This is a genomic window from Hymenobacter translucens (assembly GCF_020685205.1).
Classification (GTDB): domain Bacteria; phylum Bacteroidota; class Bacteroidia; order Cytophagales; family Hymenobacteraceae; genus Hymenobacter; species Hymenobacter translucens.
In genome coordinates this window covers 36,296-51,728 of record NZ_JAJERB010000001.1, presented here as the reverse complement: position 1 = coordinate 51,728, position 15,433 = coordinate 36,296, and the positions used below count along the sequence as shown (strand labels likewise).

Genomic DNA, 15,433 nt, shown 5'->3' with positions numbered 1-15,433 from the left:
GTGAGTGGAGACAGAAGAAACAAAAGTAAAAGTGAGTGGAATCGTTAAGCAAACGGGGCAAGCTGATGCTTAGTTCAGCCTGCCCCGGTGCCTTATGGTCGTTTAATTGTCGCTAAGGGAGTCGGCATCGGTGATAGCCGACAGGTCCGCGTCGCCGGTGGGCTCCACGGCAAGCCCCTCCCCGTCCTGGTTTTCGAACGCCTCCTCAGCCAGCTCGGCTTCCTTATCGGCCGCTACTTTGGCCACCGAGGAGATTTCGTCGCCCTCGTTGATTTTAAGCAGCCGCACGCCCTGGGTAGCCCGGCCAATAGTGCGCAGGTCGCTCATGCGCAGACGGATCGTGATGCCCGATTTGTTGATAATCATCAGGTCGTCGGAATCCTTCACCTCCTTGATAGCCACCAGCGCGCCGGTTTTGTCGGTGATCTTCATGGCCCGCACGCCCTTGCCACCACGGTTGGTGATGCGGTACTCATCGAGCGAGCTGCGCTTGCCGTAGCCGTTCTCCGAAACCACCAGGAGCTCCTGGGTTTCCGCATCCGACACGCATACCATGCCCACTACCCGATCATCCGGGCCAGCCAGCGTAATGCCGCGCACACCGGCAGCATTGCGGCCCATCGAGCGCACCTTGTCTTCGGGGAAACGCACGGCCCGGCCCGACCGCAGGGCTACGACAATCTCGCTGTTACCGCTGGTCAGCAGCACGTCGAGCAGCCGGTCGCCTTCGTTGATGGTAATGGCGTTGATGCCGGCGGTGCGGGGCCGCGAGTACGCCTCCAGCGGAGTCTTCTTCACGGTACCCTGCTCGGTGCAGAACATCAGGTAGGTGTTTTCCAGGTAGTCCGGGTCGCGCAGACCGCGCACATTCAGCACCGACCGCACCGAGTCCTCACGCGGAATCTCGATGATGTTCTGGATGGGACGGCCTTTGGCGTTCTTCCCTCCTTCCGGCACTTCGTATACCTTCAGCCAGAACACCCGGCCCAACTCGGTGAAGAAAAGCAGGTATTCATGCGTGGTAGCCACGAACAGGTGCTCGGTGAAGTCATCCTGCTTGGTTGCCGCGCCGCGCGCCCCGACGCCGCCCCGGGCCTGGGACCGGTACTCGTCGAGCGGGGTACGCTTGATGTAGCCTTCGCTGGAGATGGTAATCACCATGCTCTCGTCGGCAATCATGTCTTCCATTGAGAAGTCGCCACCGGCGTACTCGATCTGGGTGCGGCGGGCGTCGCCGTACCGCTCCCGGATGTCGATCAGCTCGTCCTTGATGATCTGACGCTGCAGCTCATCCGAAGCCAGTACGGACTTGAGGTAGTCAATCAGGCGCATCAGCTCCTCGTACTCCTGCACGATCTTGTCGCGCTCCAGGCCGGTGAGGCGCTGCAGACGCATGTCCAGGATGGCGCGGGCCTGTACTTCGCTCAGGGCGAAGCGCTCAATCAACTGGCCCCGGGCTACTTCGCCGTCGCGGGAGCCGCGGATCAGCTTAATCACCTCGTCGAGGTGGTCGAGGGCAATGAGCAGGCCTTCCAGGATGTGGGCCCGCTTCTGGGCTTCGGCCAGCTCGTAGCGGGTGCGGCGCACTACCACGTCGCCGCGGTGCTCCACGAAGTAGTGAATCAGCTCCTTGAGGTTAAGCGTCATCGGGCGGCCTTTTACCAGGCACACGTTGTTGACGCCAAACGAGCTTTGCAGCTGGGTGTAGCGGTACAGGTTGTTGAGCACCACGTTGGGCATCGCGTCGCGCTTCAAATCGTACACGATGCGCATACCGTCACGGTCCGACTCGTCGCGCAGGTCGGAGATGCCCTCGATCTTCTTGTCGTTGATGAGTGCGGCGGTTTTCTCGATCATCGCCGCCTTGTTCACCATGTAGGGAATCTCGGTGATGATGATCTGCTCCTTGCCGCTGGGCAGGGTTTCGTAGTGGGCCTTCGCGCGCATCACGATGCGGCCCCGGCCGGTTTCGAACGCCTGCTTGACGCCCTCGTAGCCGTAGATGGTACCACCGGTGGGGAAGTCGGGCGCCAGCACGTGCTCCATCAGCTCCGGAATGGTGATTTCCGGGTTATCCAGAAACGCGATGATGCCGCTGACCACTTCCGTCAGGTTGTGGGGCGCCATGTTGGTAGCCATACCCACGGCAATACCCGAGGTGCCGTTCACCAACAGGTTCGGGAACTTGGCCGGCATCACACTGGGCTCTTCCAGGGAGTCGTCGAAGTTGGGCTGGAAGTCAACGGTCTCCTTGTCCAGGTCGCCGAGCAGCTCGTCAGCCAAGCGCTTGAGGCGGGCCTCCGTGTAGCGCATCGCCGCCGGGGAGTCGCCGTCGATAGAGCCAAAGTTACCCTGCCCGTCGACGAGCGGGTAGCGCAGGCTCCAGTCCTGGGCCATGCGCACCATGGTGTCGTACACCGAGGAGTCGCCGTGCGGGTGGTACTTACCCAGCACCTCGCCCACGATACGGGCGCTCTTTTTGTAGGATTTATTGTAGGAAACGCCCAGCTCCGACATGCCATACAGCACGCGGCGGTGCACGGGCTTCAGGCCGTCGCGCACGTCCGGCAGGGCCCGGGAGATGATAACCGACATCGAGTAGTCGATGTAGGCGCCGCGCATCTCGTCTTCAATGTTAATCGGAATGATCTTTTCGCCTTCCGCCATAGAGAGAACTAAGTGGGTCGAAGCCGGACCGTACAGCCCGTCTGACCCGAGTGAATGAGTACTGCGTGTAAGCCCGAAAGATACGAAAAAAAGGCCATTTAGCCTAATCTACGCTACTCTTTTGACTTGCTCCGGTCGTTCTTGCGCTTGCCCTGATCCTGGCTGTGCACCTTGATTTTTTCGCCGATGGCGGGGCGCTGTTTTTTCCACAGCGGCTGGCCCCGGTACTTGGCGCCGTTGTGGAAGTGCACCTTGCGGGTGTGGCACGATAGGATGGGGCAGTTGCGGCAGGAAGCCAGGGTGAGCAGCAACAGGCCCGGCAGCAGGCCGCGGTAAAGCAGCAGACGAACGTTCATGCGGTAAAGGTAAGAACTGACGGGTCGGGGCCGCGGTACGGCGGCCAAAGTTGGAAGATATTGAGTTAGAAGCGTTAAAGATCCTGCCCTTCCCACTCGCGCAGAAACTGACCCAGGAAAACCTCCAGAAACGCGTGTCGCTCCTCGGCCACGGCCCGGGCCGCCGGCGTGTGCAGCCGCTCGCGCAGGTGGAGCAGCTTCTCGTAGAAATGGTTGATGGTAGGCGCCGTGTTCTGCTTGTAGCTTTCAAAGGAGTCATGGGCAATGGGCGGCACCGCAGGGTCGTGCAGGGGGCGCCCCTTGTAGCCCCCGTAGGCAAAGGCCCGGGCCACCCCGATGGCCCCGATGGCGTCGAGCCGGTCGGCATCCTGCACGACCTGCCCGGCCGGTGTGCTCATGGGTGTAGCTACGCCGACGCCCTTGAAGGAGATTTCCCGGATGATGGCCTCCACCGGCCCGATAACCTCCTCTCCCACTCCCAGGCTCAGCAGCCACTCCCGGGCCGCCCGGGGACCAGCCTCTTCGTCACCCCCATGAAACTTCCAGTCGGCAATGTCGTGGAGCAGGGCCCCCAGCTCGGTGATGAGCGGGTCGGCCCCGGGCGTGGTGCGGGCCAGGGCCCGGGCTACCTGCCACACCCGGCGGATGTGCTCCCAGTCGTGGCCGGAGCCTTCGTGAAGAAACTTCTGGCGCACGAACTCGGCGGTGCGGTCAATGATCTGCTGGGATTCCGGAGCCATGAAAAGCAAGGAAGATGAATCGGCAAAGCAACGAAGATGACGGCAGATTCTTGCCGGGCTACCGGCTTTCACCAGGCTGCTTCCCTCCTGCTCAAGGTCTTAGCTGACCAGCCTGATTGATTTTTTTAGCTGAATCCGGAGTTCGTCCGTATATTGCCTTCAAATGACGATTTAAAATTGCGCAAATGACTGCCGTTCGTAAAACCTCCGTTGCCAACATGGTGGACCTGATGGGCGGCCCGGCCGTGATTCCGCAGCTGGTGCACAACGAGCTCGATCTGCTGGCTGTGGCCATTAAGGGCATTTCGGTGCAGGCCCTGCGGGCGCTGCAGCAGCGGCTGCGCTTTTCCAACAAGGAAATCAGCGCGGTGCTGGGCGTTTCGGAAAGCACCCTGGCCCGGCGCGAGCAAAGCAACAAGGCCCTGACCCTGGACGAGGGCGAGAAAACCATTCAGCTCTCGGCCGTACTGGCCAAGGGCCTGGAGGTGTTTGAGGACGAGGATGACTTTCACCACTGGCTGAGCACCCGCAACGTGGCCCTGGGCGGTATCCGGCCCATCGAACTGTTGTCGTCGGCTATCGGGCGGGAGCAGGTGCAGGAAATTCTGGGGCGGATCCAGTACGGCATGTACTCCTGAGTTGTCCGTTGCAAGTTGTCCGTTGTCAGAGCACGGCCGACAACTGACAACGGGCAACTCATAACAAACCAACACCCCACAACTCAGCGACCCACGATGCTTCTCTACCGCCTCGGGCAGCAGCCCTACATCGGGGATACGGCCGGGCGCGGCGGGCTGTACTACGCGGGCCGCTGGCACGAGAAGGGCACGCTGATTCTCTACACCTCCGAGCACCTGTCTTTGGCCAAGCTGGAAGTGCTGGCCAATTCGGCCACGCTGCCCCGCAACATGTCAGCCCTGACGCTGGAAGTACCTGACCACACGCCGGTAAAGCACGTAACAGTGGCTGACCTGCCCGCCCACTGGCGGGAACTGCCCTATCCGCAGGAGCTGGCCCAGCTTACCCGGGCCTGGATTGAGGAAGGCCGGTACTGGCTGATGCGAGTACCCTCGGCCCACGCTCCCGGGGAGTGGAACTATCTGCTTAACCCGCTGCACCCGGCCCACGGCACGCTACGCATCGTCTCGCTGGAGCCCCACTCCTTCGACCCGCGCCTGAAGTGAGTTTTTAAGCTGATGGCCGGCAGCTACCGGCTAATGGCTTTTTCTGACCAGAGCCCACGAAAAAGCGGCACCGGAAATCCGGTGCCGCTTTTCGTTTGGGGTTTGCTCAACTCGGGAGCTACTTCTTCTGCTCGTTCAGGGACCAGTCGTAGGTCATGTAGGTGAGTTTGGCGTCGGGGTTGATTTTCTGGGTGGCGTAGCGGTTGATGAGCGTCTGGACCGAGCTGCCGTTCTTCTTGAAGTCGTCGGGGTAGAAGCTGAAGATGGCTGACACCTCGGCGGCGGTGGGCGTGAGCTTGTTTTTAGCGGGGTTGTTAATGAACTCCCGGCTTTGGTCGTCGAGCTGCTCATTGAGGCGGGCGGCTACGAAGGCCTCGTTGCGCAGGCGGGGGCAGGACATGGCCGCGCACACCAGGGCAAAGTGAATCCGGGGCTCGTCGAACTTCTTGCGGATGATGCGCTGCTCGATGTCGTTAAGCGAGTATTTCTCGTCGCTTAAGCGAATAAACTTCTGGTCCCAGGTGGTATTGACCAGGGTTTTGTCGCCGCCCAGCTGCCGGATACTCTTAACCGGGTACGCCCGGATGATGCGCTGAATGGTAAACGCGTTGTAGGCATTTATCCAGTAGGCCAGCTTTTCATCCTGGGTCCACTTGTCGTTTGGAGCCCCGTCGCTGAGGGTTTTCAGGTAGCCGTTCAGCGTGGTGCTGTCGGCCCGGAAGCCCACGTAGTCGACCATCCCGGCCGGATCGACATACTTCTTAAGCAGCGCATCCCAGGGGCCGTGGTCGGGCGCCGTGCTAGCCGCGGAAGTTGGATTCAAAGGAATCAGGTAGCGTACGTAGGCGCAACCGGTCTGGCAGGCCGAGGTACCTACCAGCAGCGCAAACAACGCCAGGCGGGTCAGGAGTCTCATAGTAGAGGAACAAGGAAAGAAAACAAATCAGGCGGGGGCCGGCTTACTCTGCCAACCCGCAGCGCAACGGCAGAGCCGAAACCATAACCGACGTACGAAAGTAGGAACTACCCAGTTTGCGGCCCGGTCCCACAGGCCGATTTCACCATTGGAACAATCCAACTGACCTGCCGGACGCGTAGATCAACAAATTTCGGACAGCTCTGCGGTCTGAATCCTTCCTTCTTCTCCTACTTCCCCTCTTCTATGCATCTAACCCCTACCCGCCTTCAGCGGTGGCTGCCCGGCATAGCCCTGGTGTGCACGCTGGCCGTGCCGGCCCAGGCCCAGACTACCGCGGGCCGCATCAGCGGCCAGATCCGCGACGCCAGCGGCCGGACCCTGCCCGGCGCCACCGTGCTGGTCAGCCCCCAGGGCAGCCCGGCCGGCACCAGCCCCCGGGCCGCTACTGCCGACGCCAACGGCCTGTTTGAGCTGACGGGCGTGGCGCCCGGCTCCTACACCGTGACCACAAGCTTTCTAGGCTACCGCAGCGCCACGCAGACCGTGACCGTATCGGACACCCAGGCGGCCGTCGTGGATGCCCGCCTCAGCGAGGATGCCCTGCTGATGAACGACGTGGTCGTAACCGGCACGTTCAACCCCCAAACCAAGCTGGAAAGCTCGGTATCCATCACCACCCTCGACAGCCGCCAGATCCAGAACCGGGTCAGCCGCGGCACGGCCGACCTGCTGATGGCCGTACCGGGCTTCCGGGTGAATTCCGACGGAGGCGAGGCTGCCAATTCGGTATCGGCCCGGGGCCTGCCGGTGAATGCCGAGTCGGGCTTCGGCTTCATTCAGCTGCTCGAAGACGGCCTGCCCATCCTGGAAACCGGTTCGCTCACCTTTGCCAAAACCGACATTCACTTCCGCGTGGATGAAACCATCGACCGGCTGGAAGTGGTGCGGGGCGGCTCGGCCAGCATCTTTGCCAACAACGCCCCCGGCGGCGTGGTAAACTTCCTGAGCAAAACCGGCAGCGGCACCAAGATCGGCGGACTCGTGCGCCTGACCGGCGGCGACCAGGGCTTTTATTCCGACCGGACCGGTGCTGCCCAGCTCGGCGGCCTGCAGCGGATTGATGCCAACCTCGGCGGCCCCATTGCGGGCACGCCCTTCAAGTTTAACGTGGGCGGCTTCTACCGCTACGACGTGGGCGTGAAGTACGCCGGCTTCCCGGCCAACGTGGGCGGGGGCGTGAAGGGCAACGTGACGTATTCCCTGCCCGACAACCGCGGCTACGTGCGCCTGTACGGCAAGTACCTCAACGACCGGGTAGCCTACTACACCAGCGTGCCCTACCAGAACCTGAACCGCCCGGAGCAGATTCCCGGCGGGCCCGACCTGCGCCGGGGCACCATGTACTCCGAGCACCAGCGCTACCAGAAGCTACCGAACCCGTTCAACAACGGCGAAGGCACCCTGGAGCGGGACCTGGCCAACGGGCAGCACACCCGCTACAAGGCCGTCAGCCTGGAGGTAGTGGTAGACCTGGGCCACGGCTTCACGCTGACCGACAATGCCCGCCTGCTCGACGCCAACCTGAGCACCGACGGCATCTACGACCTGCGCCCCCCGCTGGCCGGGGCGGCGCTGGGCGGCAGCTTTCTGGCCGGCTACCGGCCCCTGGGCGCCACGGGCTACCAGTTCAGCTACGCCGACGACCCCACCAATACCCCCATTGACATCACCACGCTCAACGGCAACGGGCTGGTGAACATTGCCGGCATCTTCCCCGACGATAAGCCCGCTACCAACGCCATCAACCGGCTGCAGCTAAGCAAGACCGTGGGCAGCCACCAGCTGACCGGCGGTATTTACGCCTCGCGCTATAACATCAAGGAGCGGCTCAGCTACAACACCATTGTGCAGGAAGTGGCCAACCGCCCCCGCCTGCTGAACCTGACGCTCACCACGTCCCCGACCTCGCCCTTCCGCGGCGCGCCGGTGCGGGTTACGGAAAACGGCTTCCTGGGCTACAGCTTCGGTACGGCCGGCGGCATTCTCGCCAACACCAACAACACCACCCAGGTGCTGAGCTACTTCCTCGGCGACGAATGGGCCATTACGGACCGGCTGCGCGCTGACCTGGGATTGCGCTACGAAACAACGCACACCAAGGGCACCGCTGCAAAGTCATCGGTTCTGCAGCGGCCGGATGCCCGCTTTTCCTTCCTGGGAGCTACCGGCAGCAACGGGGGACGCGACGGCGACTACACTACGCTGTTTGACAACTCCTACCTGGCCAACAACGGCGAGGTACGCACCTGGGACTTCCGCTTCGAAACGCTGAACGGCTCCATCGGCCTGAACTACAAGCTCGACGACAAGGCGGCCGTGTACGCCCGCTACAGCAATGCCGGCGTAGTGCCCACCAACGACCAGTTCGCTTTCCAGGCCAACCCCGACGACCCCACCGGCAACACCACCGCCCGCGGGCAGGTGCAGCGCGTGCAGCAGGCCGAAGGCGGCGTAAAAGCTTCCACCGACCGCCTGGGCCTGGGCCTGACCTTGTTCTACAGCCGCAACCAGAACATTCCCTTCACGGTGCAGCAGGCCAACCCCGGCGGGGGCTTTACCCTGCGCCAGGACCGCGGCACGGTGCAGAGCTCCGGCATTGAGACGGAAATCACCTTCCAGGTGGTGCGCGGCCTGACCCTGCGCGGCATCGGCACGCTGCAGGCGCCCCGCATCGTGGAGTTTCAGCTCCAGGCCACGGCCACCTCGGCACCCTTCTCCATTGCCGGCAACCGGCTGGAGGACACGCCGGACATCCTGCTCGAGGGCGGGGCCGACTACCAGTACAAGGGCTTCAACGCCTTTGCCAGCTACCGGTACTTCGGCGAGCGGTACGCCAACCGCCGCAACACCATCCTGCTGCCCGGCTACGGCGTGCTGTTTGGCGGCGTGGGCTACAACTTCGATGGCGTACTGAAGGGCGTGCAGCTACGGGTACAGGGCTCGAACCTGCTCGACACAAAAGGCTTCGGCGACGCCGCCGCCCGCAACGGTGAAACCATCACCCAGGAAATTTCGGACTCTCCCCTATACCTGCCGAACGGTGCGGTTAACCCCAGCCAGTACAACCTGGTCCGCTCCATCCTGCCCCGGAACATCACCGCCAGCGTCGGCTACGCTTTCTAAGCCAGCTGACCATCCGTTTTCCTACTTATCGCGAAAAGCCCCGGCGCAGGTATGCGCCAGGGCTTTTTTACTTCGGTGGGTTTTGAACCCGGTCAGCAGTTTCTGCTTGAACTATTCAATCACCGGGGCACGCTTGAACTCTTTGGTGCGGTCGAACAGGTAGCGGTAGGTGGCGTGGGTGCGCCAGATGTTGCCGCCGATGTTGCGGGCCACGGTCATCATCTTGGGGTTAAAGTCACCAATCCAGTTCATGGCGAAGTCCTCGTACTGTACCTTGGAGGTATCCTGCACCACTTTGGATACGGCCAGCACCATGGCCATTTCCATGCCTTTGCGCTGGTGAGCCGGCGCAATCCCGAAGGCAATGCCGGTGAGCGTGCGTACGGCTCCCCGCCAGCGGTGAAAGGCAAACTTGAGCTTGCCCACCCAGTCGAGCTTGCCGTTTACGTACCGGAACAGCTCGTTCAGCTCGGGCAGGGCAATAAAGAAGCCCACCGGCTCGCCGTGGTAGTAGGCAAACCAGCACACCTTCTCGTCGAGGATGGGCCGCAGCTTGCGCATGATGCCGGCGGCCTGCTCGGGCGTCATCTCCTTAACCCCGGCGTGCTTGACCCAGGCCTTATTGTACACCAGCCGGAAGTCCTCGGTGTACTTGGGCAGGTTCTTGAGCCGCATGTGCTCAAAGGTGTACTCGGAGTCCTTAAGCAGCCGGGCCGCTTTTTCCTGGTATTCGGGCGAAAGCGGGTCCAGCACTTTGCGGAAATACGTGTACTGATTGAAGTACAGCTGAAAACCGTAGCCTTCGAGCAGGCGGCGGTAGTAGGGCGGGTTATAGTTCTGCCCGTAGAGCGGGGGGCCGAAATTGTCGATCAGCAACCCCCACCACTGGTCCCGGTCGCCGAAGTTGATGGGTCCATCCATGGCTTCCATGCCCCGCTCGGCCAGCCAGTTTCGGGCCGCGTCCAACAACAGGGTGGCTGCGGCCTGGTCGTCGATGCATTCGAAAAAGCCCAGCCCGCCGGTGGGCTGGTCGAAAGTGCGGGCCGTGCGCTCATTGATGAATGCCGCCACCCGGCCAATAGTCTGCCCGGCGTCATCCAGCAGCAGCCAGCGTGTGAGGCTACCGTGGCGGAAGTATTTGTTTTTCTTGCGGTCAAACACCTGGGCAATGTCCTGGTCGAGCGGCCGGACGTAATTCGGGTCGTTCCGGTAGAGCCGGACGGGAAACTGAATAAACTCGTGGGCCTGTTCCGGCGTGGTAACTTCCTGCAGCAGCATGTAGGCCGGGAAAATGAAGGTTAAGCATCAACCCGCCCCCCTGGCGGCCTGACGGGCCAATATCGGGAATTATGTACGCCGGAACACCCGGCAGCGTTGAGCTTAACCGGCTAACCATCCACCAGCCTGGGTCTTATTCCCGCTCGCAGAGGGTACCGGCTACCTCCGGCAGCACCCCGAAGTTGATCAGCAGCCCGTTGACCAGGCTCTGCCGCCACAGCCAGAACACCGAGCGTTGGCGGTTGCGCTCTACCCGCACGTCGGCCGTCCGCACGTCCCAGTTGGCCCGCTGGGGGTTACTGTCGCGCAGCACGAAGGTGTTGGCCAGGCGGGAAGTCAGCAAAGCCAGGATACCCACTTTCTTGTCGCCTTCTACCGGGTTCAGCACTTTCACCTTGAGGCCGGTGTACAGCGCCACCACCGGACCGCGCCCCCGCTCCTGATCGAAGTGAAAGTCAAACGTGATGCGCTGGGTCTGTCCGCCCTCGAAGCGCACTTTGTTGGTGGGCTCCACGTACGGGTTCAGGGCCGCAAACTCAATGGCACCCAACGTCCCTTTCAGCTGATGAGCCCCGCGCCCGCGGCGCAGGTCGGTGGTCAGCGTAGCCTGAATCGGGCAGGTGTCCTGCAGCCGGCCCGAAGCCTGAAACACGGTAGTACCCGTTCCCGGCTGATTAGAAAGGTTGCGGATGGTGCCGTTGAGCTGGGAAATGGTGAGCACACCCGGCTCGGTACCGGTACGGCTGTACTGGGTGTAGTGCAGGGCCGCGTCGCGCACCTTTACCTGGGCCAGAGCATAGGTGAACGGAAGCTGGCCCAGCGTTTCGGGAGTCAGGATCGACGGCCCGGGCGCCCAGGGCCGGCGCAGGTCGCTGTACACGGCCAGGCGGCTGTGGCTGGCTTCCACTTGTCGGGCGGCAATAGCTCCGGTGCGGAGAAAGCCGGCGAAATCCACGCCCCGAGCCTCGACTTCCCCGACTTTCGCCTGAAGCCGCGGAATAAAGTAGCGCTTGCGGGCCGCAAAAGCCGCCGGAGCCAACTCGGGCACCAGCTCCAGCCCTTCTACCCGGCACCGGCCGCCCTTGGTGTTCAGGCGCAGGTGCTGGTAGCGCAGGCGGTAAAACGGGGCATCAACCAAAGCCTGGGCCGGGCCGGTGCTGGCCTGCCAGGACCGGGCGTACAGCAGCCGGGCCGGGTCCTGCCAGGCCGTAGAGTCCAGCCGCAGGTCGGAGCCCCGAAGGCTGATGTTCTCTACCACCGGCTGCAACTCCGGCAGGCGCAGCTGCAGGTGAGCCTGGTTCAGCGTCAGGTGCCGCACCCGGCAGCTTTGCAGCCCCGGAAGCAGCCGGCGCAACTCCCGGTGCAGGGTTGGCAGCCTGGTTACATCCTTGTAGCTGCTGGTGGAGTTAATTCGCAGGTTTGCCTGCTGGAAGCGTACTGAGTCCGCGTGCAGCTGCCCGCGCTCCAGCCAGGGCCGGGGCTGCACCCCGCTTACAAGCAGGCGGCGCAGCTGTGCGGTTCCTTTCACGGCCATACCGTGCCGCAGCTCCGAAGCGAGGCTAAGCGAATCGGCCACGAAGCGCCCGTCGGTGGTGGAATAGCGGGCCGCGGCCAGCGTTACTTTATGGTCCGGAACCTGAGCCGTAATGCCACGCGCTCGTAGGCCCCAGTCGGCAGCATAGGCCAGGCGCTGGGTATCGGCCGCCCCGGCGGGGCTGATAAGCACGTCGTGGGCCACCAGGTCGAGGCGCCGGGCAGCAAGGGGCGCCGGCCTGGTTTCGCCGTAAGTAGCCTGCACGTCGTCAAGCTTTACCTGCCCGATGCGCAGGCCGGCCAGTTGGGGCGGCAGCAGCTCGTGGAGCTGGGGCAGCTGCATCTGCCCCGGCTGCCAGCTGGCCAGATGCGCTTTGGTGGACGTAATCAGCACTTCCCCGACCGGCACCACCTGGGGGTCGAACAGCACCCGCAAACCAATCCCACGGACTTCCACCGTTTCCATATCGACCTTCAGCCGGGGCAGCGGCAGTTGCCCGGCCAGCAGAGGCCGCGCGGCCGGATCCGGGGCCAGGTGCACGCCCCGCAGCAGACAGGAGCGGCCTACTAGATTGGTTTGCAGATGGTCGATGCGAAGCCGGTAGGCGCCCCCGTACAGCTCGTGGACCTGCTTTTCCAGGGCTTGCCGCAGCCAGGGGTCAAGCCGCTGCGACACGAACCGCACCCCAACGACCGTCGCCACCCCGAGCACCAGCCCGATACCAAGCAGCCACGCCAGCCAGCGCCAGACGCGGCGCCGGCGCGGAGAAGGCACTGGCGGGTTGGGAGAGGAAACGGGAGTAGGCACAGGACAGGCATGGCGCGGCGCGGGGGAGCACAGCAGACAGAAAAAGTAAATTTAACGCCGGCGGCGCCTTTGCCCTAGCAGAGCGCCCGGATTAATTACGTCCGGGCGGAAAGCTACTGCCCTGCCTTCCGGCGCAGCCGCTGCAGCAGCTCGCTCATGGCCGGCGTGTCGTACTGGGCCATTCCTTCGTGGCGGGCCACAATCTCGCCGGCCGGGGAGATAATAAAGGTCGTGGGAATCGACTCGGTGTCGAACGAAGCCGGCAGGGCCCCGCCCAGCATGTAAACGGGCATCGTGAAGCCCCGCTGGGTGATAAAGCGGCTGGTTTTGGCGGGCTGCTTATCCAGGGACACCATTACAAACGCCACGTCGGCTCCCTGGTTTTTCTCGTACAGGCGCTGGATGCCGGGCATCTCCGCCACGCAGGGTGGGCACCAGGTAGCCCAGAGGTTCAGAAAAATCACCTTGCCCCGCAGGGCGGCCAGCGTGGTAGGCTTGCCATCGAGCGTACGCAGTGAGAGGGAGTAGTCGGCCGGCAGGTGGTCGGCGGCCGGCCGGCTGACCGTGGGCGTTATCAGTCCCGTGGCCAGGAAAGCCCGCTGCACCCCACCGATAACCTCGGTGTGCAGACCAGACAGGTAAAGTACGGCCGGAACCAGCCCGTACGCTGAAGGACGGAGCAACTGGCGGAAAGCAGCGGGAAAGGACGGCATAGGGACAGATCAGGGGCAGCTAAACCGCAAATATACGCCATCTGCCCCGGCCGTTGCAGACCCGAGGCTAAAATTCCGGGGGCGACCCGCCCGCGTAATAGCAGCTCAGAATAGAATCCATCGGCGCCTGCCCGGTGGCTACGGCAGAAACCTCTCCTGCCACGACTTAGCTAGTTTTGCGGCCTCTAGAATCATCTGAGACGCAAACAGCCCACCGCGGACGGTGGGCTGTGCTAAGGCTAGCTAATAATAAGTCACGTCATAAATCCAAAGGCCAGGGCTTTACTTTACAACTGCGAAGCGCACCGCCCGGGTACTGCCATCGGCCGTCACCGAAGCCAGGTACAGGCCCGCCTTCAGGGTTGCGGGCAGCTCGAGGCGCTGCGCACCGGCGCCCAGGCGTTGCTCCTGCCGCACCACGGCTACTTCCCGGCCCGTCACGTCGAGCACCCGCACCGACACGACACCGGCCTGCTTCAGCTCAAAGGACAGCGTGGCACTGCCCTCGGTCGGGTTCGGGGCCACGCTCAGCGCCAGCACCGACTCCGCGGCGGGGCGGGAAGCCAGGGTCTGACCGGCCACGTTGTAGCAGGTCATCTGGGGGTTGAAGTTGGTCCAGCCGGCCGCCCAGTTGGTCGGCCCGAAGGCGCCGCGGAAGGATACCACGTCGAAGGTGCTGTTCGGACCGCCGTTGCCGGGGCCGGTGAGCTTGGCGCTGCTGAAGGCCGCGCCGCTGTTGAGCATCGAGGCGGCCGGCAGCTCGAACGCCGGCGTGCAGGGCGCGCTGCCTGCGCAGACGCCATCGAAGGCAAAGCTGGCGGCACTCATTCCCAGATCCGCCACGGTGCGGGCCGTGTCGTTGCCGGTGCCCACAAAAGAGTTGATGCTGAAGCCGGCGGCGCTGCCCCCGGTGGCGCGGGCTACCCGACGGGTGTAGCCGGCCAGCACGTTATTCTGGAAGGCCAGCAGGCCCGACTGGGCATTCGCCTGGGTGTTGCCGTTGCTCTGGCTGTTGATTTCCAGGGCATAGGGACGGCCCGAGAAAACCGAGTTGAAGATGCTCTGGGCCGAGTTGCGGCGAATCTGCGCCCCGTTGGCATTGGCAAAGGGTGCCGCGGCGTTGGGCGTGGTGGGCATAAATACGCTCATGTTCGAGAACACGGCCGAGGTCTGGGGCGTGTTGGCCGTGCCGGTGGCGTCGTTGTCGCTCTCGAAGCCGTTGGAGATGCCGCCCGTGGCAATGTCGCCGCGGCGGGGGTCGCGGATGCTGATGCCGAACTGCACCCGGCCCGAGTAGCCGTTGTCGGTGTCGAAGTCGTCGTCGGTACCGGCCAGGGCGACCAGGTACTTGGCGTTGACGGTGCCGCCAAACCACTCAAACGAGTCGTCGCCGGAGCCCGTCACCTGCACGTGGTCGATAGTGGTTCCGGAGCCGACGCCGGCCATGGTCAGGCCGTTGATTTCGTTGTTGGGCAGGAAAGCCACGCCGGGATACTCGATGCGCACGTACTGCAGCACGCCGGAGTTGTCGTTCGGGTCGTTGCCGCCGAACGTGGCAATCACTCCACCCTCAATGGTGGGGCTGCCGGCCAGGTTGATGGGCGCGCGGCCGCAGATGATGATGCCGCCCCAGTCGCCGGGCTGCCGGGAGCCGGCGGGCTGGTTGGAGGTAAAGACAATGGGCTGGGTGGCCGTGCCGGCGGCGTTGATGCGCCCGCCCTGGCGGATAATCAGGGCGCCTTTGTTGGCCAGGTCGCCTTTGATGATGGTGCCGGGCTCAATGGTGAGCGTGGCGCCGCTGTTCACGTACACGAAGCCGTTGAGCAGGTAGATGTTGTTGCGGGTCCAGGTGGTGTTGGTGGTAATCTCGAAGCCGGTGGTACTGGTGGTGCCGGTGCCCACGGATACCACCGGGGACGAGGCCGGGCAGGACTGGGCCTGAGCCGACAGGCTGGCCAGAGCAAGGAAAACCGGGAGTACAATCTTTTTCATAAGGGGGCTAAGCTGAAATGAGACCTGATTGTGATGAGGCAAAGGTCGGGCAGCAAAACG

11 protein-coding genes are annotated in these 15,433 nt (G+C 63.3%); 3 read left to right on the top strand and 8 right to left on the bottom strand.

Annotated elements, in window-relative coordinates:
• Window positions 1–102: 102 nt before the first annotated feature.
• The 3 genes from gyrA to LJY25_RS00200 form a co-directional block, all read right to left on the bottom strand.
• Complete coding sequence (gene gyrA / locus LJY25_RS00210) at window positions 103–2,667, bottom strand: DNA gyrase subunit A (RefSeq protein WP_227606203.1); 2,565 nt, start codon at window positions 2,665–2,667, stop codon at window positions 103–105.
• 113 nt (window positions 2,668–2,780) lie between these two features.
• On the bottom strand, window positions 2,781–3,023 hold the full coding sequence (locus tag LJY25_RS00205; protein WP_227606202.1) for a hypothetical protein: 243 nt from the start codon (window positions 3,021–3,023) through the stop codon (window positions 2,781–2,783).
• 74 nt (window positions 3,024–3,097) lie between these two features.
• Entirely contained in the window at window positions 3,098–3,763 is a 666-nt protein-coding gene (locus tag LJY25_RS00200) for an HD domain-containing protein (protein WP_227606201.1), read from the bottom strand.
• Between the two features lie 185 nt (window positions 3,764–3,948).
• Here LJY25_RS00200 and parS point away from each other — a divergent pair, with 185 nt between their 5' ends.
• Window positions 3,949–4,401, top strand: coding sequence for a type II RES/Xre toxin-antitoxin system antitoxin (parS, locus tag LJY25_RS00195; RefSeq protein WP_227606200.1), 453 nt, complete (start codon window positions 3,949–3,951; stop codon window positions 4,399–4,401).
• Window positions 4,402–4,497: 96 nt separating this feature from the next.
• A complete protein-coding gene (locus LJY25_RS00190) occupies window positions 4,498–4,947 on the top strand; it encodes an RES family NAD+ phosphorylase (protein WP_227606199.1) in 450 nt (149 codons plus the stop codon).
• A gap of 118 nt (window positions 4,948–5,065) precedes the next feature.
• On the opposite strand, the gene LJY25_RS00185 is transcribed toward LJY25_RS00190, so the two are convergent.
• Window positions 5,066–5,863: a DUF547 domain-containing protein gene (locus tag LJY25_RS00185; protein WP_227606198.1), complete on the bottom strand. Its 798-nt coding sequence runs from the start codon at window positions 5,861–5,863 to the stop codon at window positions 5,066–5,068.
• A 246-nt stretch (window positions 5,864–6,109) separates the two neighbouring features.
• Between LJY25_RS00185 and LJY25_RS00180 the strand changes: the two genes are divergently transcribed.
• A complete protein-coding gene (locus tag LJY25_RS00180) occupies window positions 6,110–9,049 on the top strand; it encodes a TonB-dependent receptor (RefSeq protein WP_227606197.1) in 2,940 nt (979 codons plus the stop codon).
• A 111-nt stretch (window positions 9,050–9,160) separates the two neighbouring features.
• On the opposite strand, the gene LJY25_RS00175 is transcribed toward LJY25_RS00180, so the two are convergent.
• The 4 genes from LJY25_RS00175 to LJY25_RS21170 all read right to left on the bottom strand — a co-directional run bounded on the left by LJY25_RS00175 (window position 9,161) and on the right by LJY25_RS21170 (window position 15,373).
• Window positions 9,161–10,327, bottom strand: coding sequence for a hypothetical protein (locus LJY25_RS00175; protein WP_227606196.1), 1,167 nt, complete (start codon window positions 10,325–10,327; stop codon window positions 9,161–9,163).
• A 133-nt stretch (window positions 10,328–10,460) separates the two neighbouring features.
• Window positions 10,461–12,668, bottom strand: coding sequence for a DUF748 domain-containing protein (locus LJY25_RS21325; RefSeq protein ID WP_227606195.1), 2,208 nt, complete (start codon window positions 12,666–12,668; stop codon window positions 10,461–10,463).
• Window positions 12,669–12,781: 113 nt separating this feature from the next.
• Window positions 12,782–13,381 (bottom strand): TlpA family protein disulfide reductase, encoded by a 600-nt coding sequence (locus LJY25_RS00165; protein ID WP_227606194.1) that lies wholly within the window; start codon window positions 13,379–13,381, stop codon window positions 12,782–12,784.
• A gap of 282 nt (window positions 13,382–13,663) precedes the next feature.
• Window positions 13,664–15,373, bottom strand: coding sequence for a T9SS type A sorting domain-containing protein (locus LJY25_RS21170; protein ID WP_262908586.1), 1,710 nt, complete (start codon window positions 15,371–15,373; stop codon window positions 13,664–13,666).
• Between the last annotated feature and the right edge of the window lie 60 nt (window positions 15,374–15,433).